This is a genomic window from Tsuneonella sediminis (assembly GCF_051912845.1).
GTDB classification, from domain to species: Bacteria; Pseudomonadota; Alphaproteobacteria; order Sphingomonadales; family Sphingomonadaceae; genus Tsuneonella; species Tsuneonella sediminis.
The window spans coordinates 190,225-215,170 of sequence record NZ_JBNCBU010000002.1; the positions used below are offsets into that span (position 1 = coordinate 190,225).

Genomic DNA, 24,946 nt, shown 5'->3' on the forward strand with positions numbered 1-24,946 from the left:
GCAACGAAAAGGAAATCCCGCAATGGCGGCACGTGCTTACTGGACCGGGCAGATCCGCCTGGCACTGGTCTCCATCCCGGTCGAGGTCTATTCGGCCACCAAGAGCGGCGCGTCGATCAGCTTCCGCCAGATTCACGAACCCAGCGGCAAGCGGATCAATTACGAGAAGGTCGTCCAGGGCATCGGGCCTGTCGACCGCGACGAAATCGTCAAAGGCTACGAGGTGTCCAAGGGCAACTACGTGCTGCTCGAAGACGACGAGATCGAGGCGGTGAAGATCGAAAGCAAGCGGACGCTCGAACTCGTCCAGTTCGTCGATCAGGGCGAGATCGACGTGTTCTACTTCGAGAAGCCATATTACGTCGTCCCGCAGGACGAACTTGCCGAGGAGGCCTTCGTCGTCTTGCGCGAAGCGCTGCGCAAGGCGAACAAGGTCGCACTCGGACAGCTTGCCCTGCGAGGCCGGGAATATCTCGTCAGCCTCAAGCCCTGCGGCAAGGGCATCGTGATGGAAACCCTGCGCTACGAGGACGAAGTGCGCCGGGCGCAGAGCTACTTCAAGGACATCCCCGACACCAAGCCCGCAAAGGAAATGCTCGAGCTGGCGCAGACGCTGATCGAGAAGAAGACCGCTCCGTTCGACCCCGGTGAATTCCACGACCGTTACGTCGAGGCGCTGCACGAGCTGATCGAGAAGAAGGCCAAGGCCAAGGGCAAGAAGATCCTCGAGGACGTGGAAGAGCCGGCCCCGACGGGCGGGTCGAACGTCATCGACCTGATGGCCGCGCTCAAGAAGTCGGTGAAGGACGACAAGCCGGCGAAGAAGCCGTCATCGAAAAAGACGTCATCCGGAACCAAGGCCAAGAAGCGCGCCTGATGGAGCTCAATGCCCCCGTCCTTGTCCACTGGTTCGATGCCGACCTGCTGACGCGGCTGGGCGTGGCGGCGCTGATCGGCCTGCTCCTCGGCCTCGATCGCGAAATGCGCGGTCTTGCCGCGGGGATGCGCACCCACGGACTCATCTGCTTTTCCGCAGCCGCGATGACGGTCTCGGTCATCGCGCTCTACCACGCGCTGGGCGGCGACCTGGCGACCACGCGGATGGACCCGCTCCGCGTATTCGAGGCGACGGGCGCCTTCATCGGCATCGTCGGAGCGGGCCTGATCGTGTTCAGCAAGGGCTCGGTGAAGAACCTGACCACGGCGGCACATCTGTGGCTCACAGCGGTCATCGGTCTTGCCTGCGGGGCCGGCCAGTGGCCGCTGGTGGCGATGGGCGCGGTCATCTCGCTGATCATGCTCACGCTGCTGCGGGTGGTCGAACGCCGGTTTTTCCCGGACGAGGATTCCACCGCATGAACGCGCGCGATCCGCTGGCCGAGTACAATCGCAAGCGCGACTTCGAGAAAACGGCGGAGCCTTCGGGAAAGCGCGAGAGCAGCACGGCCGGCAACCGGTTCATCGTGCAGAAGCATGATGCGACCCGGCTCCATTGGGACCTGCGCCTGGAAGCCGACGGCGTGCTCAAGAGCTGGGCCGTGACGAAAGGTCCCTCGCCCGACCCCGACATCAAGCGGCTCGCGGTCCGCACCGAGGATCACCCGCTATCCTATGCCGAGTTCGAAGGGTCCATCCCGAAAGGGGAATACGGCGGCGGCACGGTGATGCTGTGGGACAGGGGTACCTGGGCGCCAGTCGAGGGCAAGAGCTGGAAGGACATCGACAAGGGGCACCTGCACTTCACGCTTCACGGCGAACGGATGAAGGGCGACTGGATCCTCATCCGGCTCAAGCCCCGCGGCAACGAGAAGCGAGAGAACTGGCTGCTGCGAAAGATCGATGACGAATTCGCCGAAAAGGGCGACCCACTCGTCGAACACGCGCTTACCAGCGTACTGACCGGGCGATCGATGGCCGAGATCGCGGCGGACGCCGGGGGTGAGCACTCGCTCGCAGGGAAGAAGGGCGATGCCTTTGCAAGCGAGATGGCCAAGGCAGCCAGACACAACGCGAAGAAGGCGAGGCCGAAGAAGGCTGCGCGCACCGGCAAGCCGCCCGGTTTTCGCAAGCCACAACTCGCCACGCTGGTCGACAGCGTGCCGTCGGGCAACCGTTGGATGCACGAGATCAAATTCGACGGCTACCGCGCGCTGATCGCCGCTGCGGGCAATGCCGTCACGGTATGGACCCGCAGCGGCAAGGACTGGACCGAGAAGTTCGCACCGCTGGTCGACGCGGTTGCCGCGCTGGACCTGCCGCCCTGCCTGATCGACGGCGAGATCGTCGCCTACGGCAAGGACGGCAATCCGGACTTTTCGTCGCTGCAGGCCGTCCTCAAGCGCGGACACGGAACGCAGGGCAAGAAGGACAAGCTCAGTTATCATGCGTTCGACCTGCTCGAGGCGAACGGCGAGGACCTGACCGGGCTGCCCGCCATCGAGCGCAAGGAGCGCCTCGAGGCGCTGCTGGCGGCCGCCCAGCCGCCGATTCACGTCGCGGATCATATCCTCGGGGCGGGCGAGAAGCTTTACGACACGATGTGCGAAGCGGGACAGGAAGGGATCATATCGAAGACCATCGATGCGCCCTACCGCTCGGGCCGGACCAGGAGCTGGGTGAAGGTCAAATGCACCCGGCGGCAGGAATTCGTCATCATCGGATGGAAAAAGTCGAGCGCCAAGGGACGCCCTTTCTCCTCGCTTCTGCTCGCACAACACGAGGGCGGCAAGCTCGTCTACAAGGGCAACGTCGGCACGGGATTCTCGGGCGATACGCTCGAGGACCTGGCCACCCGGCTAGCGCGGATCCAGCGCAAGACGCCCCCGGCCGAAGTCGACAAGCCGTCTGCCCGCGGCGTGACCTGGGTGACGCCCAGGCTGGTGGCCGAAATCGCATTCTCGGAATTCACCGCCGACGGGAACGTGCGCCACGGCAGCTTCCTCGGCCTGCGCCAAGACAAGGAGGCTGAAGCCGTCTCCCCGGAGCGGCCCGAGGCGGTCGAGAGCGACGAGGTCGACGTGAAGATCTCGAGCCGGGACCGGGTGATCTTTCCCGAAAGCGGGCAGACGAAGGGCGAGCTCGCAGATTACTACGAGTCGATTTCTCCCCTGATGCTGCCGTGGGCCGCCCAGCGGCCGATCAGCCTCGTGCGCTGCCCCCAGGGGCGCGGCAAGAAGTGTTTCTTCCAGAAGCACGACAGCGGGTCTTTCGGACCGCACGTCCACCACGTTCCGATCGTCGAGAAGGATGGCGGTGCGGAAGACTACCTGTACATCGAGGACGCAGCCGGCCTCGTCGCCTGCGTCCAGATGGGCACGATCGAATTCCACGGCTGGGGCTCGCGTTCAACCGATGTCGAGAAGCCCGACCGGATGATCTTCGATCTCGATCCCGACGAGGGCCTAGACTTCGGGGACGTCAAGCGCGCCGCGAAGGACATTCACGACCGCCTCGCGGATATCGGCCTTGCCAGCTACGCGATGCTGTCGGGCGGCAAGGGCGTGCATGTCGTGGTTCCGCTGACCCCGGGCCACTCATGGGACGCGCACAAGGATTTTTCGAAGCGCTTCGCCGAAGCGATGAGCATGGCCGAACCCGACCGCTTCGTCGCCACCATGAGCAAGGCCAAACGCAAGGGAAAGATCTTCATCGACTACCTTCGTAACCAGCGCGGCAGTACGGCCGTCCTTCCCTACTCCGCCCGCGCCCGCGAGGGTGCGCCGGTGGCGGTCCCGATTGCCTGGGGCGAGCTGAAAGATTTCCAGAACGCCCACCCGTTTTCGATCTCGGACACCAGGACGCTGATGACCCGCGCGAAGGGCAAGGGGCTGGCGGGCTGGGGGTTTGCCGAACAGTCGCTACCCGCGGTCTAGTCCGAACCGATCAGGACAGGCCCCTGGCCATATCCATCCGGCCCGCGTCGCCCACGCTGCTGCCCCCGTCGACGTCGAGGATCGTGCCGGTGACATAGGAAGCCGACGGCGAGGACAGGAACACCGCCGCCTCCGCGATCTCGTCGATTTCGCCCCATCGCTTGAGCGGGATGCGATTTTCGCTCGCTTCCTTGAGCGCCGGGTTGGGCGCGAGCCGCGCCATCCCCTCGGTCCCCGCGATCGGTCCGGGCGAGATGCCGTTGACGCGCACGTCGGGGCCCCATTCGATCGCCAGCGTTCGTACGACCTGGTTGACCCCGGCCTTTGCCGCGCAGGCATGGACTTGGAACGCCATCGCCTGTTCGGCCTGGCCCGCCGTGATGGCGATCAGGCTGGCGGGCCTTGCCAGGAGGTCGTGACAGGCCCGGAACGTGTTGAAGGTGCCCAAAAGGTCGATGTCGACCACCGTCTTGAAGGCGTTGGCCGACATGCCGAGGGCGGGAGCGAGAAAATTACCCGCCGCGCCCGCAACGACGATGTCGAGCGGCCCGAAGTCGTTCCGCGCCTGCTCGAGGGCGCTGCGGATCGCGCCGAAGTCGCGCACGTCGGCGGACAGTCCCAGCGCCTGCTCGCCGATCTCCCCGGCTGCGCGCGCCGCCTTTTCCGCATCACGCCCGCACACCGCGACTTTCGCGCCGAGGGCAGCTAAGCGCTTCGCTATGCCGAGATTGATGCCGCTCGTGCCGCCGGCGACGAAAGCCACCTTGCCTTCGAGCAGCCCCTCGCGAAAGGCCGAGCCCGCGGCGCTCACATCGACCTCGCGATCAGCATCTTCATGATCTCGTTCGATCCGCCGAAGATGCGCGTGATCCGGCTGTCGCGGTACATTTTCGCGATCGCGTACTCGTTGATGTAGCCCCACCCGCCATGGAACTGCAGGCACTTGTCGACGACCTCGCCCTGCAGCTCGGTCAGCCAGTACTTGGCGATCGAGGCGGTCGTGACGTCGAGCTCGCCCTTCAGCACCTTGGCGATGCAATCGTTGAGGAAGACCTTGGCGGCGGTCGCCCGCGCCTTGAGGTCGGCGAGCACGAACTGGGTGTTCTGGAAGTCCCAGATCGTTTTGCCGAACGCCTTGCGCTGCTTGACGTACTCGACCGTGGTGTCGAGCGCCTTCTCGATCGTCGACATCGCGCCCACTGCGATCACCAGCCGCTCCTGCGGCAGCTCGCCCATCAGCTGGTAGAACCCGCGCCCCTCCACCCCGCCGAGCACGCTGTCGGATGGCAGGTACACGTCGTCGAAGAACAACTCGCTGGTATCGGCCGCATCCTGTCCGATCTTGTCGAGCTTCTTGCCGCGACGGAAGCCTTCGGCCCCTTCGGTTTCTAGCACCATCAGGCTGATCCCCTTGGCGCCCTCCTTGGGGTCGGTCTTGGCGACGACGATGATCAGGTTCGCCAGCTGCCCGCTCGAGATGAAGGTCTTGGCGCCGTTCAGGCGATAGCCGTTGCCGTCCCGTGTCGCGGTCGTGGTGATCGCCTGGAGATCGCTGCCCGCCCCCGGCTCGGTCATCGCGATCGCGCTGATCAGCTCTCCGGTGACGAGTCGGGGCAGCCACTTTTTCTTCTGCTCTTCGGTCCCGTGGCGAACGATATAGGGCAGGATGATCACGTTGTGCAGGGAGGCTGCAAACCCGTCGACGCCCTTTTCGGCTTGCTGTTCGAGCACCACCAGATCATGGCGAAAATCGCCGCCGTGGCCGCCGTATTCCTCCGGCACCGTCATGCCGAGAAGTCCTGCCGCTCCCGCCTCGCGCCAGAACTCGGCTTCGACCTGACCGTCCTCACGCCACTTCTCGACGCGCTTGGGGGGCGCGTGCTGTTCGTAGAACTTGCCGACCGCGTCGCGGAAGACCGCGATCTCCTCGTCGGCCATGAATTCGGGATCGGGCACGTCGACGACGGGCATGGGCCTTGGTCCTCTCGTTTGATTCTTGTCTTGGCGGAAGCGTATCAGGCGGGTAGCGATCCGCAACGGAATTTTCCGCTTACGTAAAGGGCAGGAATGATCGAGAGCGGCCCCACCTCGCAGAGCTACATTTCGCAGCGCACGAAGCTGCACTATGCGGACTGGGGCAACCCGGACGCGCCGCCGCTGATCCTGCTGCACGGCGGGCGCGACCACTGCCGCAACTGGGACTGGACGGCCGAGCGGCTGCGCGGCGACTGGCACGTAATCTGCCCCGACCTGCGCGGCCACGGCGACAGCGAATGGAACAACAACGGCGTCTATACGACGATGGGCTACGTCTACGACCTGGCCCAGCTGGTTCACCAGCTGGGACTCGAGCCGGTGACGATCGTCGCCCATTCGCTGGGCGGTAACGTCGCCACTCGCTACACTGGTCTCTATCCCGAGAAGGTGCGCCGGCTGGTCGCGATCGAGGGGCTGGGGCCGAGTCCCAAGGTGATCGCGGAGCGTCGGTCGCGCCCTTACGGCAACCTGTGGACCGGATGGATCGACAAGAAGCGCGAGGCGAGCGCGCGGCTGATCCGCAAGTACTCGACCTTCGAGGATTGCCTTCAGCGCATGCGCGAGGCGAATGCCTATCTATCAGCAGAACAAGCCCGCCACCTCACGCTGCACGCGGTGATGCGCAACGAGGACGGTACCTTCAGCTGGAAGTTCGACCCCCATCTTCACGCCTGGCCCCCCGATGATGTGCCGACCAGGGGCCAGCACGCGCTGTGGGCCGCGATCACCTGCCCCACGCTGATGATCTACGGAGCCGACTCCTGGGCCAGCAACCCCGCTAAGGACGGCCGGCTGGCGCACTTCGGGTCGAACGTGACGGTCAGCGAGTACGAACGCGCCGGACACTGGGTGCATCACGACCGGTTCGAGGATTTTGTGTCGGAAGTCAGTCACTTCATCGCCTGAAATTGCGGCCGGAGCGGCAATCGCGATCGTGACACGTCAATCCCCAGCACCTAGACAGGATATGATGTCGGACCTCAGACCTTTTGCGGAACGCAGTGCCGACCACCTGCGGTCCGTGATCGAAGCGGGCCGCATCGGCATCTGGGAACTCGACGTCGCGACCGGTCGCGCGATCCGCAACCAGCGGCACGACGAGATCTTCGGGTATCCCGATCTCCTGCCCGAATGGACCTACGAGCGGTTCCTCGGGCACGTAGTCGAAGAAGACCGCGAGCGCATCGACACCTTGCAGAAGGCCGCGATAGAAAACGGCACCACGTGGGAGTTCGAGTGCGCGATCCGCACCGCCGATGACAGGAACAGGTGGATCGGCGCCGCGGGCCGGCCGCTTCGCGGACCGGACGGAACGGTCGAGAAACTGATCGGCCACGTCATCGACGTGACATCGACCAAGGAGCGCGAGGCGCGCCTCGAACTGCTGACCGCCGAGCTCAACCACCGGGTTCGCAACATGCTCGCCATGATCGGATCGATGGTCACGATGTCGGCCCCCAGGGCGAAGGACATCCCCTCCTTCGTCGAAGCACTCAAGGGCCGGGTTGCGGCGCTCGCCCGCTCGCATCACCTGCTCGTGTCGGACGAGGGGGCCGCGATGTCGGCCAGCGAGATTCTCGCCGCCGAACTCAATGCTTTCCCGGGATTGCGCGAGCGAACCCACGTAAAGGCGGACTCGAAACCTGCCCTGTCAACTTCGACCGCGCAGGGCCTCGCCCTCGTTTTTCATGAACTGATCACGAATGCGCTGAAATACGGCGCCTTCTCAAACGAAGCGGGCGGGGTCGAAATTTCCATCGCTGCACGCGACGGCGACCTTTGCATCGAATGGGTCGAACGCGGAGGGCCTCCCGTCGACCCGGCCGGCAAGCCCGGCTTCGGGTCGACCCTGCTCACCCGCGTGCTCGGCTCGGGAGCCCGAGTGGAACTCGACCTCGCGCCAGCCGGGCTGCGCTGCACGGTTCGCGTGGACAATCCCTGACGCTCCGCACCGGCTTCAGGCGACGGTTCCCGCTTCCCGAAGCCTTGCGACCGCATCCCTGTCGAGACCGAGCGAAGCCAAAACCTCCTCGGTCTGGTCCCCCGGCATCGGCGCGGGCCGCGGTTTCGCCGTGGCGGTTGCGGAATAACGCGGAGCCGGAGCCGGTTGCATCGCGCCGCCCACCTCCACGAACGTCCCGCGCGCCTTGTTGTGCGGGTGTTCCACCGCCTCGCCCATGGTCAGGACGGGCGCGTAGCAGACGTCGGTGTGCGCCATCAGCGCGTCCCACTCGGCGCGGGTCTTGCTCCTGAACAGCGCGGCTAGCTTGTCCTTGAGCACAGGCCATGCCGTGCGGTCGTGCTGGGCATCGAAAACCGGGTCCTCGGCGAGGCCCGCCAGTCGCCGCAGTTCCGCATAGAATTGCGGCTCGATGCTGCCGATGCTTATGAACTTGCCGTCGGCCGTCTCGTAGGTGTCGTAGAAGTGCGCGCCGGTGTCGAGCATGTTGGCGCCCAGCTCTTCCGACCAGACACCCATCGCCTTCATCCCGTGCATCATGCTCATCAGCACCGCCGTGCCGTCGGTCATCGCGGCGTCGATAACCTGGCCACGTCCTCCGCGCGCGACGTTGAGGAGCGCGGCGACCATCCCGAAGGCGAGCATCATGCCGCCGCCGCCGAAATCGCCCACCATGTTGATCGGCGGAGTCGGCTTGCCGCCCGCTCGCCCGAAGTGCGCCAGCGCACCGGCGAGCGCGATGTAGTTGATGTCGTGCCCGGCGTAGGGCGCATAGGGACCGGTCTGCCCCCACCCGGTCATCCGCCCGTAGACAAGCCTCGGATTGTCCGCGAGAAGCTCCTCCGGCCCCAATCCCAGCCGTTCCATCACGCCCGGGCGAAAGCCCTCGATGATCCCGTCTGCGCTCGCGGCGAGCCGCCGGGCGAGCGCCAAGCCCTCTGCGCTCTTGAGGTCGATCGCGATAGACTTTCGCCCGCGCGCGAGCACGTCCTTCGTTGTCACCGGCTGCGATCCGCCACGCGAGCCGCTCGCCCGGTCGATGCGGATGACTTCGGCCCCGTGGTCGGCGAGCATCATCCCGCAGAACGGTCCCGGGCCGATCCCGGCGAACTCGACGATGCGTATCCCCTCGAGCGGCCCCGGCATTACCGGCCCTTCCAGTTCGGGCTGCGCTTCTCGGCAAAGGCGAGGCTGCCCTCGCGCGCGTCCTCGCTGACGAAGACCGGCGCGATCAACTGCGCCTGACGGTCGTAGCGTTCATCCATCGGCCAGCCGCGCGATTCCCTGACGATCTGCTTGGAAACACGCACCGCGAGCGGGCCGTTGGCGACGATCTTCGCGGCAAGCTCGAGCGCCGCGTCGAGCGCCGAGCCATCGGCCACCTTGTTGATCAGCCCCAGTTCGTAGGCGCGCGCGGCGTCGATGAACTCGCCCGTCAGCGCCAGTTCCATCGCGATCCGCTCGGGGATCTGGTCGGGCAGCATCATTACCCCGCCCGCCGCGGCGACGAGCCCGCGCTTGACCTCCGGGATGCCGAACTTCGCCCCGGCGCTCGCGACGACGAGGTCGCAGGCGATCATCAGTTCGAGCCCGCCGGCCAGCGCATAACCCTCGACCGCGGCAATCAGCGGCTTCTTTGGCGGCGCCTGGACCACCCCGCCGAAACCGCGCCCTTCTATTGACGGCGATTCGCCGCGCAGGAAGCCCTTGAGGTCCATGCCCGAGCAGAACGTCCCGCCCGCCCCGGTCAGCACGCCGACACGCAGGTTATCGTCGGCGTCGAGCCGGTCCATCGCTGCCGCGATCCCCTCGGCCGCCGCCCTGTTCATCGCGTTCCTGGCTTCGGGCCGATTGATCGTGACGATCAGCACCCCGTCGCGCACCTCGGTCAGCAGTTCGTCGTTTGCGCTCTCCGGCACCGCCGCTCTCCCATTTCTCTTTGCAACTCGTCTTGTGCGAGTTGTCGGCAAGGTTTACGCTTGCGTCAACCTGATTCCGGAACGTGAGAGGACACGACTGATGGCCGAAGCCTACATCATCGACGCGGTGCGCACTCCCAGGGGGGTCGGCAAGGTCGGCAAGGGAGCGCTCGCGCACATGCACCCCCAGCACCTCGCCGCCACGGTCCTCAAGGCGATTGCCGAGCGCAATGACCTCGACACGAAGGACGTCGACGACGTGATCTGGTCGACCAGCAGCCAGAAGGGCAAGCAGGGCGGCGACCTCGGGCGCATGGCCGCGCTTGATGCAGGTTACGACGTGACCAGCAGCGGCATGACGCTCGACCGGTTCTGCGGGGGCGGCATCACCTCGGTCAACCTCGCAGCGGCACAGGTGATGAGCGGGATGGCCGACCTCGTCGTCGCCGGCGGGACCGAGATGATGAGCTACACCTCGTCCAGCATGCAGGAGGAAATGCAGGCCGGCATTCGACCGCTCGGCATGGGCGCGGGCAACGAGCGTTTGCGGCAGGTCCACCCCCAGAGCCACCAGGGCGTATGCGGCGATGCGATCGCGAGCATGGAAGGCTTCACCCGCGAGGAACTCGACGCGCTCGCCCTGCGCAGCCAGCGCAACGCCGAACGCGCGATCAAGGAAGGGCGCTTCGAGAAGTCGGTCGTACCCGTCTACGACGACAGCGGCACGCTGGTGCTCGATCGCGAGGAATTTCCGCGTCCCGAGACGACGGCCGAGGGTCTTGCCGAGCTCAAGCCCAGCTTCGAGAAGGTCGCCGACGCGCCGCTCGACGAGAAGGGCACGACCTTCCGCAAGCTGATCAACCAGAAGTACCCCGACCTCGAGATCAGGCATTTTCACCATGCGGGCAACAGCTCGGGCGTGGTCGACGGCGCGGCGGCGATCCTCGTCGCCAGCAAGGACTATGCGAAAGCCCACGGGATGAGGCCGCGCGCGCGGATCGTGGCTACCGCGAACCAGGGGGACGATCCGACGCTGATGCTGAACGCACCGGTACCGGCAGCCAAAAAGGTGCTGCAGAAGGCCGGCCTTTCCAAGGACGACATCGACCTGTGGGAGATCAACGAGGCGTTCTCGGTGGTGGCCGCGAAGTTCATCCGCGATCTCGACCTGCCCGAGGACAAGGTCAACGTGAACGGCGGTGCGATGGCCTTGGGTCACCCGATCGGCGCGACGGGGTCGATCCTCATTGGAACGATCGTTGACGAACTCGAGCGCACCGGCGGGCGATACGGGCTTGTGACGATGTGCGCGGCGGGCGGCATGGCCCCGGCGATCATCGTCGAGCGGGTGGACGACTTCGTGGATTGACGGAGGGTTAACGCGATCGTAGGCGCGTGGTGCTAGGGGCCCTGCCGATGAACAAGCGCAAGGTCCTTACCGTCTTCGGCACCCGGCCCGAAGCGATCAAGCTGTTCCCGCTGGTGCATGCACTCGAAGGCGATCCGCGCTTCGATGGACGCGTCTGCGTGTCGGGCCAGCATCGCGGCATGCTCGACCAGGTGCTAGAAATCGCGGGGGTCGTTCCCGACCACGACCTAGACCTGATGCAGCCGGACCAGACACTGGACGCACTTACCGCGAACCTGCTTACCGGGATCGGCAGGGTGCTTGACGAGGAAAAACCCGACTGGGTCGTCGTGCAGGGCGATACCGCGACGGCGATGGCGGGGGCGCTGGCCGCGTATTATCGCAAGATTCCCGTTGCCCACGTGGAGGCCGGACTGCGAAGCGGGAACATCCACCATCCCTGGCCGGAAGAGGTGAACCGCAAGATCGTCGGCGCGTTCGCGGCGCTTCACTTCGCCCCTACGGCGACCGCTGCCGCCGCGCTGCAGCGCGAGAACGTCGACCCGGCGACGATCCACGTCACCGGCAACACCGTGATCGACGCGCTCCACTGGGTGACCGCGAAGATCGCCTCCGATCCCGGGCTGGCATCGGGCCTTGCAGAACTCGAGCGGCGGTTCGCCGGCAAGCGGATCATCGGAATGACCACCCACCGGCGCGAGAACTTCGGCGACGGGATGGAAGCGATAGCTGACGCGGTACGCCGTCTCGCGGTGCGCGGCGACGTCGCGGTGATCTTTCCGGTACATCTCAATCCCAACGTCCGGGCCGTGATGAACGCGGCGCTCTCAGGGCTGTCCAACGTCGCGCTGATCGAGCCGCTCGATTACCCTCACTTCGCCCGGTTGCTCGACATTTCGACGCTGATGCTGAGCGACAGCGGCGGGGTGCAAGAGGAAGCGCCCGCGCTCGGCAAGCCTGTGCTCGTCATGCGCGAAACGACCGAACGGCCCGAGGGGATCGAGGCCGGCACCGCGAAACTGGTCGGTACGGACGCGGACCGTATCGTCGCGGAAACGACGCGCCTGCTCGACGATGCCGACGCCTACGAGGCGATGGCCCGGGCGCACAATCCGTTCGGTGACGGGAAGGCGACCACGCGGATCGTCGAACTGCTGGCGGCCCGGTGAAGCAGCGTTACCGCTAAATTTACCCCTCCCGCGTAGACCCGCGGCAAAGGAAATTGCGGGATCACCATGCGCGGCGAAGCCAATCCGGAAGTATGCGTCATCGGGCTGGGCTACATTGGCCTGCCCACCGCCGCGGTGATCGCGCGCAGCGGGTGCCGGGTGACCGGGATCGACGTGAGCCAGGCGGTCGTCGACACGATCAACCGCGGGGAGATCCACATCGAGGAAGTCGATCTCGACGGACTCGTGCGGGGCGTCGTCCAGCGCGGGTGTCTGCGCGCCTCGACCGAGATCGCGCCCGCCGACGTCTTCGTGATCGCGGTGCCCACGCCGTTCGAGAAGGACGGCAACCACACGCCGGACACCAGCTACGTGATCGCCGCGGCGACATCGCTCGCAGCCGTCCTCAAGAAAGGCGACTGCGTCATCCTCGAATCGACCTCGCCCGTGGGGACCACCGAGGCGCTGCGCGACCGCCTGGCAGACCTGCGCCCGGACCTTGCGATGCCCGGCCTCGCGAGCGGCACGCCGGATGTCGCGATCGCCTATTGCCCCGAACGGGTTCTTCCCGGGCGCATTCTCGAGGAGCTCACCAACAACGATCGCTCGATTGGCGGGATCACCCCCCGCTGCGCGCGCAAGGCGCTGGCGTTCTACAAGCTGTTCGTGCGGGGCGCCTGCGTCACCACCGACGCGCGCAGCGCCGAGATGACCAAGCTCGTCGAGAATGCGTATCGAGACGTCAACATCGCGTTTGCCAACGAGCTGTCGATGATCGCCGACCGCATGGGCCTCGACGTGTGGGAGGTCATCCGACTTGCCAACCGCCACCCGCGGGTGAACATTCTCCAGCCGGGTCCCGGGGTCGGGGGACACTGCATCGCGGTCGATCCCTGGTTCATCGTCCACGGAGCGCCGGATGAATCGCAGGTTATCCGCACCGCGCGTGAAGTGAACGACGCCAAGATGCGCCACGTCCTTGCCCGCGCGACATCGCTGATCGAGGCGAACCCGGGACTGCGCGTCGCCTGCCTCGGCTTCGCCTTCAAGGCCAACATCGACGATTTCCGCGAAAGCCCCGCACGCTTCATCGCCGCCAGTCTCGCACGCAGATTCGGTGAGCGCATCCGGATCGTTGAACCGTATGCGAGCGAACTCCCGGCCGAGTTCGACGGGACCGATGCCACCCTCGTCGATATCGACACCGCGCTCGAGACCTGCGGCGTGCTGATCGTGCTCGTCGACCACGACGCCTTCCGCGCCGTCCCGCACGAGGAACGTTCGGGCGCGGTGATCTACGACACACGTGGCATCTGGCCGGAGCCGTCCATGGCCACGGCGGTTCCCAGATTGCGGGTTGCAGGTTGATCCCCCGGAACCCCGCCTTTCGTTGACATGGCTCCGTCCCTTCGGTAGATAGTTTCACTAGAAACTAGTCACCGGAGAATGCCCATGCCCGACCTGTTCGAAAACCCCGCCGGTCTCGACGGGTTCGAGTTCGTCGAGTTCTGCGCGCCAGAGAAAGGTATGCTCGAGCCTGTATTCGAGGCGATGGGTTTCACCCGGGTGGCGGAGCACCGGTCGAAGGACGTGCATCTCTGGCGCCAGGGGGGCATCAACCTTATCGCCAACTACGAGCCGAGGAGCGCCGCGTGGTACTTCGCCCGCGAGCACGGCCCCTCGGCCTGCGGCATGGCCTTTCGCGTACGCGACGCGCGAAAGGCGTATGATCATCTGCTCGAGAAGGGCGCCGAGCCGGTAGCGGTTCAGACCGGACCGATGGAACTGCACATCCCGGCGATCCGCGGCATCGGTGGGGCGATCCTCTACCTCGTCGATCGCTACGAGGACGAGGATGGCGAGGGGCTGTCCATCTACGACATCGATTTCGAATACCTGCCGGGCGTCGACAAGCACCCGGAGGGCGCCGGCTTCGACCGCATCGATCACCTGACCCACAACGTCTACGGCGGGCGGATGAAGTACTGGGCGGACTACTACGAGACGCTCTTCAACTTTCGCGAGATCCGGTATTTCGACATCAAGGGCGAGTACACCGGCCTGACCAGCAAGGCGCTCACCGCGCCCGACGGCAAGATCCGCATTCCCCTGAACGAGGAAGGCAAGAGCGGCGGCGGCCAGATCGAGGAATTCCTGCGCGAGTTCAACGGCGAGGGCATCCAGCACATCGCGCTCATCTGCGACGACCTCGTCGCCGCGTGGGACCGGCTCAAGAAATTCGGAGTGCCGTTCATGACGGCGCCGCCGGCCACCTACTACGAGATGCTCGACGAGCGGCTGCCCGGCCACGGCGAGGACGCCGAGGCATTGAAGGCGCGCGGCATCCTGCTCGACGGGACCACCGAGGGCGGCCAGCCCCGCCTGCTCCTGCAGATCTTCGCGCAGGCGCAGGTCGGCCCGGTGTTCTTCGAGTTCATCCAGCGCAAGGGCGACGAGGGCTTCGGCGAAGGCAATTTCAAGGCGCTGTTCGAGAGCATGGAGCGCGACCAGATCCAGCGCGGCGCGCTCAAGGTCGAGGAACCCGCTGAGTAGATTTGCGATGCCGCTCTTGACGGAGGAACAGGCTGCTAGGTGCGCGGAAAGCTCAAGCGGAAGCTATTCCAGCCCGGCGGACTCTGGAGCGGCGACAAGACGGTAATGGGCGAGACCGAACTCAAGACCCGGTCAGGCTGGAAGGACGTGACGACATGAGCGAGAAACCGATCAGGCTCGGCGGCATTCACCACGCCGCCTACCGCTGCAAGGACGCCAAGGAGACCGTCGAGTGGTACGGCCGCGTCCTCGGCATGGACTACACGACCGCCTTCGCCGAGGATCACGTGCCTTCGACCGGCGAGTACGATCCCTACATGCACGTGTTTCTCGACGCGGGTAATGGCAACGTCCTCGCCTTCTTCGAACTGCCCAACCAGAAGGACATGGGGCGCGACGAGAACACCCCCGCCTGGGTCCAGCACCTCGCGTTCAAGGTTAGCAGCGAGGAGGAGCTGCTCGCCGCCAAGGCGCACGTCGAGGCGCAGGGCATCGACGTGCTCGGGCCGACGCACCACGGCATCTTCAAGTCGATCTACTTCTTCGATCCCAACGGCCACCGGGTCGAGCTTGCCGCCGACATCGGCACCGACGAACAATACGCCGAGCTGAAACGGGTCGCCCCGATGATGCTCGACGAATGGTCGCAGACGAAGAAGGCGCCGCGCCACGCAGACTGGCTGCACGAGATCGCGCGCAGCGAACACGCGAACGGGTAATTGCGAAACGCGTAGTCGCGCAAAGGCCCCGGCCTCATGATTTGGTGGCTCTAAATTGGCGGGCGACCCACCACGCTCGATATGACTTGCCTCGCTGGATCAGAAGTCCCGCGTGGTCATCGCGGCGCCTGACGATACCGAGTACCTGACAGAAGTGGGAAACGGGAGCGTCTGCTCCCACGAGTTCCCGGGGTAGAGCCGCTTTGCTGGCAGCGCGCGACAGTCCGTCCCATCCGCATTGCATTGCCGTCCGGCGAAAATTTCCTGGCTCGTGTTGCTCTCGTTACGCAGAACAAGTGTATGTCCCCGGCGCTCTCCAATCACCTCTCCCGTGCGGGTCTCGGGACGGACGATCACGAGAACGTCGTAACCCACCAGCACCTTGATCGCAGTCGTCTCAACCGACACCGGACCGGTCACCGGTCGAATGGCAACCCGGTAGACCCTGTCGCTCGTCGACCTGGTACCCACTGACGCGACCCGGACAGTACGACGCTCGCCCGGCGCCAGGATCAGCCGTCGCGGCGATACCAGGAGACCCGCGGCGCCGGGATCGCCAGCAGCAATCCGCTGCTCCTCCGCAGTACCAGCGTGGAGAATCTCTGCCGGCTCGGCCTGAACATACATCCGCTCAGCGCTGTCGTTCCAGACTTCGATATCCTCTGTCGGAGGCTTGTCCGCCGCCATGTCGACGATCACCTGGCTCAGCACCAGTTCCGCGTGGCCGGTGGTGCTGCTCAGCAGCGCGGACAGTATCAAGACCGGGCGTAAAAGCCGTGCCAACCTCATTTTCCAATCCCCCTCGATGCTTCGCTCGTCTCGTTGCGAGCCATTTCCCGACCCTCCACGCCGTCACAACACCGCACGCGGTCGAGGTGGACGAGTCCCGCGAGAGACGCGGAGGCGCTCGGCAAAGTGAGCGGGAAGCGCCGCCCGTCCGCGGTCGTCACTTCCATCACCGTTCCCTCCGGCGCTTCGACCTGGAAGAAACCCAAGTCGTCGGTCTGGCTCCATATCCTGGGACCTGCGATCGAGGCATTTGCGACCGGAACTCCCTTACTGTCGACAAGCTGACCTACCTTGATGACGACGGGAGCGGTGTCCCACGCGAGCTGCACCACCGAACCCGGAAGCAGGCTCACTTCGTGAGATGAACTGTCGTAAGACAGCAGGCGCTTGCCTGCCGGACGCACCCTCACCTGGTAGGCGCGATACGACGGGAGGCTGATGAATGCGCTGCGATCGCCCTCGATTGTGGCCGCTACCTGTTCGTCAACCAGAACCTGGAAACGGTCGTCGCGCCCCGCGCCGGCGACCTTGGCAACGATCATGCTCTCGGTCGTGGTCTTGCCGACGATCCGCGGCGCTTGTCCTTGCGACGCGACGATGGTGGAGCGAAATCCCAGCGCGTATTGCGTTGCTGCGCCGAAATTGCCCCCGGCAGACGTCCGCGCGAGGTCGGCGCTCAGCGACCCCGCGGAATTCTCGACCTGCGCCGAGGCAAACACGTTCGATTCCTCGGGATCATGCTCGTACCCCAGGCCGACCGACATGTCCCCGCCGATCGCCCGTGCATTCCACCCGGCCGACAACGCCCCGGAGAATCCGCTCCCGCGCGAGTCGCCCGCGGTGGTCGACGAGCGCACGCCTGCAAGCGCCGTCGCCGATGCCTTCCTGCCCACGAAGCGCAGCGACATCCCAGCAAAGCCTGTCCGTCCCGTCTCGGTCACGGTGAGGTCGCCGCGCAGGGTGAGGACGAGCGGTCCGGACCGGTACGCGTCCCATTCGAGCGCAGGACCAATGCCGAACTGCGCGTCCTCGCCGCGCGCGTCACGATAGAACATGGTGCTGAGGAACCGGACGTTCGCAGCGCTGAAGGCGGCAAGTCCGCCGATCTGGGTGTACCGGGAGTCTGCCGCCGAGAGACTCGGGAGCGCTGTCGAGAGAGGCCCGGACTGCCCGGGCGAGAGTGCGCCCGGAGGGGGCTCCTCGCTCCCCGAATGAACGTCGCGCACGTCGATGCTAAAGTGCAACCGCCCTGTCCCGGTCGAACTCAGGTTCAAGAGGGTCCCCCGCGTTCCGTCGGACCCAACTATCCCGGCCGCGCGCACCTTCACCATCGGCGACAGGTAGGTGACCCCAACCTGCGCCGATTGGTCGTCTTCGGTCAGGCGGGTCCTCGCTTCGAGTGCCCAGTTGTCACTGACACGATGGATCACACCGCCTTCAGCGAGCGGGGCAGACGTGAGATCGCCGCTACCGGCGACGTGGTCATCGATGATGACGCCCCCGAAGGCGTAGAAGTCCGTTCGCCCGAGCGAGGGCAGGCGGGGGCTTTTCGAGTAGAACCGCGCTTCCTCGCGGGGTGCCCCTCCATTGGGGACGATCCGCAAAGTGATTTCGTATGACCCATCGGGCAGCGATGACGTGTCGAGCTGCCGGTTACCCGCTTCGTAGATACGGGAGCTGACGACACGTCCCCGATACTCGATATCTACCCTCGAGCGACGGTCGAGAAAGACGACCACCGGGGTCCCCTCGAGCTCGTCCCGGTCTCGCCGGGTGTCGATTTGGGATTCCAGCCCCAGCCCGAGCAGTTTCGTCCGGCCGTAGAGATCGTCGCCCCGCGTCCACAAGGCACCTGCGGAATACCGTCGTTCGGGGCGATCCCACTCGAGAAGCAACTGTTCTGCCCGGAACCCCCGCTCGCTATCGATCGCGAGGTCGGCACGCAGCCGCTGCGAACCACGGGCGAGCACGAACTGGTCCTGCACGTTCACATACAAACCGCCTGTTTCGAACTGTCCCGCGACAATCCCGCCTATCGAGTTCACGAGTGACCAGCCGTGCTGGGCCTCGGGCAGGTACTCCTCCGCCAGACGGGGCTCGGTGCGCAGGAGTTCCGGATTGAGAAAGATGTCGAGCCGGAACTTCTCGCGGTTGAGGATGACCCCGACGTCGAGCGGCTCCAGTCGACCGCATCGTGCCGGGTCGGCGGTCCCCACGCAGGCGAGGTCGGCATTCGCGTCGAGGGAGGGTCTCGCCAGTGCTGCGAGCAACCGCCCGGGATCGACAGCCGGGGGCAGGAGAGACCTGACCTGGTCGGGCTCCTCGAACCGGATCGTTTCGGGCGAGGCCATGATCCTTGCCTCGCCAACCCTGACGCCCCCGAAGAAGACATCCACGACGAACAGGCTTTCGCCATCAAGTCTCGAGAACCCTGCGGGTTCGGACACCGGTACGTGAAAGTCCCCCGCCCAGGCGGCGCCCGCTTGACACGTCGCAAGGACTGCAACGCTCAACGTCGCGAGCAACCCGGTTCTTCGCAGCGGAGACTGTCTGGGTGTCACGAGCGGGTGACCCTATTCCGGCGCAAGCGTGATCTGGAGGCTGCCTGAATACGTTCCGGCGTAGGCGCGCTCGAGGGCATGGCTGCGCAGCACGATCGAGAGAGTCGCGGTACTCGGCTCACCGCTCCGACAGCTGTGCTGCTTGGCCTGGGAAACGAATCCGCCGGACACCGTGTTGGGGACAAGCGAGGTTCCCCCGGCGTCGTTGGCCGTATCGGACCACAGCACCTCGTACCGCAGGGCGAACGGCCCTGATCCGAGCACAAAGTCGCTGGAGGGACCGCTCCCTTGCGCTCGCACCGAGTAGCGGTCGATACGGCTCGAGGTAAAGGCGCAGACGCTCTGGCTGATCCGGGCGTCGGTGGTACCGGCGATCAATCCGAAGTGGGCATCTGACAGACCGGTGATGTTGGACTTCTCCTGCGCCCCCGCGGGAGTAGCAAGCGCTGCTGCCCAGCCCACCGCCAGGATCAGATTCCACAGCCAACGACGTGATCTGGTCATTGCGAGAATCTATCGAAGGAGAGTTAATTTTCTGATAACTTATGATATAATAAGGCCCGTGCGCATGGTCCGCGCACGGGCCTTGATTTCCAAGACCACGCCTCAGAGCGGCGAGATCAACAACTGGAGCGTGCCGGTGTAATTTGCTCCGGCACTCATCGCGCTCAGGCTCGCGACGTCGATGCCCACGATCAGGCTCGCGCTGGCACTTCCACCGCTGGCGCAGTTCGGATCGACTGCGGACGAGGTAAATGACGGCGACGCTGAACCCGCGTTGAGATCGACGCCCGATGTCGCGCCCGAGGCGCCGGCCCATTGCACCAGAAACGGCACATTCGACCCGGCGTTGCTGAGGGCAAACGCCGAGCCCGCCCCGCTTCCGGTCGCGGTGACCGTGTACGACCGGGTCGCGGTGTTGCTCCACACGCATATGTTCTGCGCGCTACTGGCGGCACTCGCGGGATCGTGATTGGTGAAAGCGACATCGGAAAGACCGCTGATCTTGGCCCGGTTGGGGACCGAGGCGGTGATCGCGATGGTGCCGGTCGAGGTCGCTCCAAGCGTCCCGTCGGTTGCCGCGGCCGCGGGTACGGCGAGCGTTCCTGCCATGCCCGCAGACAGCGCAAGAGCGACGGTCAGAGCGCGTCGCAGATTAGAAATACAAATCATTCTTCAGCACTCCGGTGGTAGAATTCCTGTCATCAGGGTTTCTACATAGTGGAAGTTAACAATCGGTTTGCCGTGGCGCCGGGCGCGCGTGACGCGGTCGGCTTGGCAACCCGCCTGCCTGGACCACGCGCCCATCGAGCCGATCTCGCCGCGCGCGATCCGAGACGCATGCGCGGGTGGTCTACGGGTCCTTGCACGCGATCGGCCGCGACTAGCCCGCTACCGTAGGTTCCTTGCGCGGCATTCGCGCCGCCGTCGTGCGGGTGACTCTCCAGGCTGCAGCGTTGTCCGGAGCCCGAGCGAGAGCAAATACACCGTGTGCGACGAGGGTTTCAGGAGCGGTGATCATCTGAAGACGCTCGCCGCCGACAGCTCACAAGAGGATCGCGGCCAACTCGCGCGGGCCATCCACTCCAAGTTTTTCGGCATATCGTCGCCGATGGTTAAGCGGTTAACCATTTCCCTTAACTTAGTGTCCACCGAGTTCCTTGGTGGAGCGTGAACACGCCGTAGTTAGAAGGATGACCGGGGGCGCTCCGGTTGTTCCGAGCCTTTGGTTACGGATTTACCGAACGCCTCCCGTCCCCCCCTCCGATCCTCAAACCGCCGCGGCGGAACGGACCGCCTTACATCGCCTCCCAAGCGCGCTAACGGATCATTTGACTTGACGTCGGGGTTGCCCGGGGGAAAGAACGAGGCGTGAATCTTGATCCTAGACGATTCAGGCTCGACCGACGCGACGATACTTTTCGGGACAACAGATTGACCTGGGAGGCATGGGTGATTGCGGCCATTCTGGTCGGGGCCTACATCATCGGTGGCAATGCCTTGTTCGGCAGCTAATGCGCCGCTCGCGGTAGTTCCGGCAATCGGGCGCGGCGCGATCCCGCATGCGGTCGATCAGCCCGGCACCCGCCGGACCTGGGCAGCCTCGATCACCTCTGTCCCCGGTGATCTTTCATAGCCGATTAGACGGTTCCACCCGCCGGCTATCATTCGTCGAACCGATTCTCGTCTTCGAGCCCGGCATAAAGACCGATGCGCACCGCATCAGCGGTGGAACTGGCATCGAGTTTCTTGAGAACGTTTGCCCGGTGCACTTCGACCGTGCGGGGGCTGAGATCGAGAATCTGGGCAATCTGCTTGTTCGAGTTTCCGTCGATCATCAACTGCAGGATGCCCCGCTCCCGTTTCGACAGTCCGGCCACCTTGCTCCGGGCAGCCAGACGCCGCGCGCGGGCCTGATCATGCGATGCGAAACGACCGACGATGCGGTCTAGCGCGGCCTCAATAGCCTCGCTGTCCAGGGGCCAGTCCAGATAATCGACGGCGCCGGACAGTACCGCCTCCACGACGCGCGGAGTTCGGGGATCTTCCGAGTAAAGCGCGATCGGAAGCACTTTCCCGTTTCTCGCGAAATGCGCATGAAGCTCGGGCAACGGATCACTTTCGCAGTCATCGTTGACGATGACGACACCTGCAGGTGGATCAAACTCGATGAATTCCTTGATGCTCTCGTATACCTGAGATGGGAATTTTTGGGAAAAATCAAATGCAGCCTTCGCCCTTCGCCGCGGGTCCGGCTCAACAACATGCAGTTTACTGGAGGTCATCTCGTCAATATTATCATCCGTTGACACCGGTGACCTCCCTACACGAAGTTGCGCCATTCACCTAGACCTTTGAGCATAGAGTATTAATACCTATCTCTAGCGCTGGTTCCCCTGCTCTCAGTTTCAGTTGAAACTGGTTTGGGCACGCGATGACGGCGACCGAATACCACATGAATATCCGTCATACCACGCAGATAAGCATTCACGACAAGTAACGGTGTGCATAGGCGCAGTATCGCGCCAGTAGGTTGCCAGGGCTGCAGGCGGATCAACTGTCCAGGGTCACCGCATGGGTCGTGCCGGGCGTACCGCATCCCTGCGCTCGCTCGCCGATCGCAAGGATCGCGCGACACCAGGCGCCGAGCAGCGCCGCCGCGATATCGTTGTCGCTGGCGGTGCCAGGCGCACCCGATCCGAGAAGCTCGACCTCCACCGTCACGCGATCGCGGGCGGCATCGCGCACGAGCGAGACGCGCGATGGGGGATCGATCAGCGCCAGGGCCGCCGAGGCGGTGGCTCCGAGTTCGAGCCAGCGCTCGAGTGCATCCTCGGTCAGCCCGGTGCGGATCACTCCGCGAAGCTCGGCTGGCGCCAGGCACACGAGATAGAATACCCGCCGGAGCAGCGCGGCGATCGAGCGGCCTTGCGCGCGGCGCGCGCGGTCGACCCGCGCGACCTCGCCGAACCAGGTCGCCGGATCAAGTGGCTCGATGTTCTCTTTCACGTCGGTATCCAAACGATGTCTGCCGTGGTGGCCGTCAACGGGCCCACGGCTGAATGTTGCCTGTCGCTTGCGACCCGCCGTCCATCTCGTGCGTCCAACCGTGACGGTGTTCGATGCCCTCTTTATACGCCTCAATCCGCGCGGGTTGAATGGCCCGCGAGCGCTGATCGCAGAGCGTTCCCAGGATGGGACATCTCGACACCGTGGTATGACCGTCCGGATTTTTAGTCGACGTCATGCCAACCAATCGTGCAGTCGTCAGCACAATTTGACTTGGGCGGGCCAAGAGCGCGCACAATTGGAAGAATGCGACACCGGTCGCGGGACCCATCAATGCTTGTATTGACCCCGCTCTTTTCGTAACGGTTGCGCGAATCGCGCGACAAGGGTCGCACCGCAGCGCGAGATATCAACAATTGTTGGGATGTGGGCTGACGACACTTCGGTGGAGTTTTCGTCCGTCGTTCCAGCTAACGGGGTCTGACGTATGCTCAAGGGGTCGAGCGCTTGCAATGGAAGGGACTTTCACGTGCTCGTGCTGGCGGGCGCGCAGGTCGTGGCCGACACGATCGTGCGCTGCGCCAGCGAAGCGCACGCGTTCGCGGAGGCGCGGTCGCTGATCGCGGCGGTCGGCGCGCCCGGCGCCGACGTGTCGGGCTACGTTCTCGACCACAACCAGGCGTTCGTCGGCGCGATCGACGGCGTGCTGCCGGTCGCGTCCGCCGCCTAGGCAATCGGCCGGATCGCGCCCCCGCTGCCTCGGGGGCGGTCGCGCCAAGGGCGTGTTGAACGGGCGGCAACCGGGGCGGACGTGCGCCAGGCTGGCAAGAGAATAGAGGAGCGGGACACTGCAGCTGCCGGTTGCCCACCAGGCCGACGATTGCGTGGCCGCGGCTGACCCGGCAGTCGCCGCCGGGCCGTCTGCGCGCAACTGGCCGGTCGGGCTGCCCGACCTGCGCGCGGCCAAGGAACGGCAGCGGCTCAAGCTCTACGCGGCACTGGCGGCAATCGACGTCGGGTGCCTCGCGATGGCGTTCGTCGCCGCGAACGCGGTGCGCTTCGGCGACCCGCTCGCCCCTCCCGGACTGGTGGGCGCGTGGATCTCGGCCACGCTGTTCGTCCCGCTCGCGTTTGCCGGCAAGGCCTACTCGATCGAGGCGCTGCACAGCCCGCTCACGAGCGCGACGCGCGCGGTGCGGGCGCTCCTGGTAACCACCGCGGCGCTGCTCGCGCTGTTCTTCGCGCTCAAGACGACCGGCGAGATGTCCCGCGCGGTTCTCGCGCTCGGCCTCGCGCTCGCGGGCGCCGCGCTCGCGCTCGCGCGGTACGCGTTCGGCCGCGCGGTGGGACAGCGGCTCGGCTGGCAGTTCGTCCGCGAAGTGCTGATCCTCGACGGCGTCCTTGTCCGCCCGCGGCGCGGGCAGATCGTCATCGTCGCCGACCGCTCGGGGATCAGCCCCTCGATCAACGACCCCGACGCGCACGACCGGCTCGGCCGCTTCCTCGCCCGCTGCGACCGTGTCGTGCTCGCGTGCGAGCCCGCGCGGCGCACGCTGTGGGGCGCCGCGCTCAGGGGCGCGGGTGTCCCGGTCGAGGTGCTCACCCCCGAGCTCGACTACCTCGGCGCGCTCGCGCTGCGCCGCGCGGGGGGGCAGTCGTGCGTGCTCATCGCGCCGGGCCCGCTCACGCTGCGCGAACGCATCCTCAAGCGCGCGCTCGATCTCGGCATCGCGCTCGCCGCGCTGGCCCTGCTCGCCCCGCTGTTCGGGCTCGTCGCGCTGGCGATCAAGCTCGACAGCCGCGGCCCGGTCTTCTTCCGCCAGCCGCGGATCGGGCGCTCGAACAGGCGCTTCGACGTGCTCAAGTTCCGCAGCATGCGGACCGCGAACCTCGATGCCGAGGGCAGCCGCTCGACCGGTCGCGACGACGACCGGGTCACCCGGGTCGGCCGCGTGCTGCGTCGCACGAGCCTCGACGAGCTTCCGCAGCTGGTCAACGTCGTGCGCGGCGAGATGAGCCTTGTCGGGCCGCGCCCCCACGCGCTCGGCTCGACCGCCGAGGACCGGCTGTTCTGGGACATCGACCGGCGATACTGGCAGCGCGGCTCGGTCAAGCCCGGGATCACCGGGCTCGCGCAGGTGCGCGGGTACCGCGGGGCGACCGAGCGGACCGACGACCTCACTCGCCGGCTCCAGGCGGACCTCGAGTACGTCAGCAACTGGTCGATCTGGACCGACCTCGTGATCATCGCCCGGACGCTGCGCGTGCTCGTCCATCCCAACGCCTACTGACACGATGCGACAGGACCGCCGCCTCGACCAGCCGCGCGCATACCCCGCATCGAGGTCCGGCCAGCGCGCAGGCGACGTACCTGGTCATAATCGAGCCGCCATCACGCCGATCTCGCAAGTAAAGCGCCAGTATTCCTCCGCATTTATGCGTTTTGATGGTTGCATCTCCTCGCCTCGCCCCTTAACGGAAGATGATA

The 24,946-nt window shown here is 65.4% G+C and carries 22 protein-coding genes; 12 read left to right on the forward strand and 10 right to left on the reverse strand.

The genetic code is table 11. The annotated features are described in order from the left end of the window. Positions 1-22 precede the first annotated feature (22 nt). From ku to ligD, 3 genes are read left to right on the forward strand one after another with little or no spacing between them, the layout of a single operon-like run. Positions 23-877 (forward strand): non-homologous end joining protein Ku, encoded by an 855-nt coding sequence (ku, locus tag ACPV3N_RS11565; protein ID WP_440117906.1) that lies wholly within the window; start codon positions 23-25, stop codon positions 875-877. Then, entirely contained in the window at positions 877-1,359 is a 483-nt protein-coding gene (locus ACPV3N_RS11570) for an MgtC/SapB family protein (protein ID WP_440117908.1), read from the forward strand. Before ku ends, ACPV3N_RS11570 begins: the two co-directional genes overlap by 1 nt. Further along, a complete protein-coding gene (gene ligD / locus ACPV3N_RS11575; RefSeq protein WP_440117910.1) occupies positions 1,356-3,872 on the forward strand; it encodes a DNA ligase D in 2,517 nt (838 codons plus the stop codon). Before ACPV3N_RS11570 ends, ligD begins: the two co-directional genes overlap by 4 nt. A gap of 10 nt (positions 3,873-3,882) precedes the next feature. On the opposite strand, the gene ACPV3N_RS11580 is transcribed toward ligD, so the two are convergent. Both ACPV3N_RS11580 and ACPV3N_RS11585 read right to left on the reverse strand, forming a co-directional pair. After that, positions 3,883-4,683 (reverse strand): SDR family oxidoreductase, encoded by an 801-nt coding sequence (locus ACPV3N_RS11580; RefSeq protein ID WP_440117912.1) that lies wholly within the window; start codon positions 4,681-4,683, stop codon positions 3,883-3,885. Then, positions 4,680-5,843: an acyl-CoA dehydrogenase family protein gene (locus ACPV3N_RS11585; RefSeq protein WP_440117914.1), complete on the reverse strand. Its 1,164-nt coding sequence runs from the start codon at positions 5,841-5,843 to the stop codon at positions 4,680-4,682. The genes ACPV3N_RS11580 and ACPV3N_RS11585 overlap by 4 nt, the downstream gene beginning before the upstream one ends. A gap of 96 nt (positions 5,844-5,939) precedes the next feature. Here ACPV3N_RS11585 and ACPV3N_RS11590 point away from each other — a divergent pair, with 96 nt between their 5' ends. Both ACPV3N_RS11590 and ACPV3N_RS11595 read left to right on the forward strand, forming a co-directional pair. Further along, entirely contained in the window at positions 5,940-6,815 is an 876-nt protein-coding gene (locus tag ACPV3N_RS11590; protein WP_440117916.1) for an alpha/beta fold hydrolase, read from the forward strand. A 64-nt stretch (positions 6,816-6,879) separates the two neighbouring features. Then, positions 6,880-7,851, forward strand: coding sequence for a sensor histidine kinase (locus ACPV3N_RS11595; protein WP_440117918.1), 972 nt, complete (start codon positions 6,880-6,882; stop codon positions 7,849-7,851). A 15-nt stretch (positions 7,852-7,866) separates the two neighbouring features. Here ACPV3N_RS11595 and ACPV3N_RS11600 read toward each other — a convergent pair whose 3' ends face one another. Then, positions 7,867-9,015 carry a CaiB/BaiF CoA transferase family protein gene (locus ACPV3N_RS11600; RefSeq protein ID WP_440117920.1) on the reverse strand — a complete coding sequence of 383 codons (1,149 nt, stop codon included), beginning with the start codon at positions 9,013-9,015 and terminating at the stop codon, positions 7,867-7,869. Next, positions 9,015-9,788, reverse strand: coding sequence for a crotonase/enoyl-CoA hydratase family protein (locus ACPV3N_RS11605; RefSeq protein WP_440117922.1), 774 nt, complete (start codon positions 9,786-9,788; stop codon positions 9,015-9,017). Before ACPV3N_RS11605 ends, ACPV3N_RS11600 begins: the two co-directional genes overlap by 1 nt. A 100-nt stretch (positions 9,789-9,888) precedes the next feature. Here ACPV3N_RS11605 and ACPV3N_RS11610 point away from each other — a divergent pair, with 100 nt between their 5' ends. The 5 genes from ACPV3N_RS11610 (at position 9,889) to ACPV3N_RS11630 (ending at position 15,598) form a co-directional block, all read left to right on the forward strand. After that, on the forward strand, positions 9,889-11,157 hold the full coding sequence (locus ACPV3N_RS11610) for an acetyl-CoA C-acetyltransferase (protein ID WP_440117924.1): 1,269 nt from the start codon (positions 9,889-9,891) through the stop codon (positions 11,155-11,157). 47 nt (positions 11,158-11,204) lie between these two features. After that, positions 11,205-12,326 carry a non-hydrolyzing UDP-N-acetylglucosamine 2-epimerase gene (wecB, locus tag ACPV3N_RS11615; protein WP_440117926.1) on the forward strand — a complete coding sequence of 374 codons (1,122 nt, stop codon included), beginning with the start codon at positions 11,205-11,207 and terminating at the stop codon, positions 12,324-12,326. A 66-nt stretch (positions 12,327-12,392) separates the two neighbouring features. Beyond that, positions 12,393-13,694 carry a UDP-N-acetyl-D-mannosamine dehydrogenase gene (gene wecC, locus ACPV3N_RS11620; protein WP_440117928.1) on the forward strand — a complete coding sequence of 434 codons (1,302 nt, stop codon included), beginning with the start codon at positions 12,393-12,395 and terminating at the stop codon, positions 13,692-13,694. Positions 13,695-13,778: 84 nt separating this feature from the next. After that, positions 13,779-14,879 (forward strand): 4-hydroxyphenylpyruvate dioxygenase, encoded by a 1,101-nt coding sequence (hppD, locus tag ACPV3N_RS11625; protein ID WP_440117930.1) that lies wholly within the window; start codon positions 13,779-13,781, stop codon positions 14,877-14,879. 155 nt (positions 14,880-15,034) lie between these two features. Continuing rightward, a complete protein-coding gene (locus tag ACPV3N_RS11630) occupies positions 15,035-15,598 on the forward strand; it encodes a VOC family protein (protein WP_440117932.1) in 564 nt (187 codons plus the stop codon). A gap of 99 nt (positions 15,599-15,697) precedes the next feature. On the opposite strand, the gene ACPV3N_RS11635 is transcribed toward ACPV3N_RS11630, so the two are convergent. The 6 genes from ACPV3N_RS11635 to ACPV3N_RS11660 all read right to left on the reverse strand — a co-directional run bounded on the left by ACPV3N_RS11635 (position 15,698) and on the right by ACPV3N_RS11660 (position 22,458). Next, on the reverse strand, positions 15,698-16,357 hold the full coding sequence (locus ACPV3N_RS11635) for a hypothetical protein (protein WP_440117934.1): 660 nt from the start codon (positions 16,355-16,357) through the stop codon (positions 15,698-15,700). Positions 16,358-16,383: 26 nt separating this feature from the next. Next, positions 16,384-18,834, reverse strand: coding sequence for a TcfC E-set like domain-containing protein (locus ACPV3N_RS11640; RefSeq protein ID WP_440117936.1), 2,451 nt, complete (start codon positions 18,832-18,834; stop codon positions 16,384-16,386). Between the two features lie 126 nt (positions 18,835-18,960). Beyond that, complete coding sequence (locus tag ACPV3N_RS11645; protein WP_440117938.1) at positions 18,961-19,452, reverse strand: hypothetical protein; 492 nt, start codon at positions 19,450-19,452, stop codon at positions 18,961-18,963. A 102-nt stretch (positions 19,453-19,554) separates the two neighbouring features. Continuing rightward, a complete protein-coding gene (locus tag ACPV3N_RS11650; protein ID WP_440117940.1) occupies positions 19,555-20,061 on the reverse strand; it encodes a hypothetical protein in 507 nt (168 codons plus the stop codon). 1,052 nt (positions 20,062-21,113) lie between these two features. After that, complete coding sequence (locus tag ACPV3N_RS11655) at positions 21,114-21,761, reverse strand: response regulator transcription factor (RefSeq protein WP_440117942.1); 648 nt, start codon at positions 21,759-21,761, stop codon at positions 21,114-21,116. A gap of 241 nt (positions 21,762-22,002) precedes the next feature. Further along, the gene (locus ACPV3N_RS11660; protein ID WP_440117944.1) at positions 22,003-22,458 is read right to left on the reverse strand and encodes a hypothetical protein; all 456 of its coding nucleotides are present in this window, start codon (positions 22,456-22,458) and stop codon (positions 22,003-22,005) included. Between the two features lie 529 nt (positions 22,459-22,987). On the opposite strand from ACPV3N_RS11660, the gene ACPV3N_RS11665 reads away from it, so the two are divergent. Beyond that, positions 22,988-23,188, forward strand: coding sequence for a hypothetical protein (locus ACPV3N_RS11665; RefSeq protein WP_440117946.1), 201 nt, complete (start codon positions 22,988-22,990; stop codon positions 23,186-23,188). Between the two features lie 154 nt (positions 23,189-23,342). Further along, positions 23,343-24,749, forward strand: coding sequence for a sugar transferase (locus ACPV3N_RS11670; protein WP_440117948.1), 1,407 nt, complete (start codon positions 23,343-23,345; stop codon positions 24,747-24,749). The last annotated feature ends 197 nt before the right edge of the window (positions 24,750-24,946 follow it).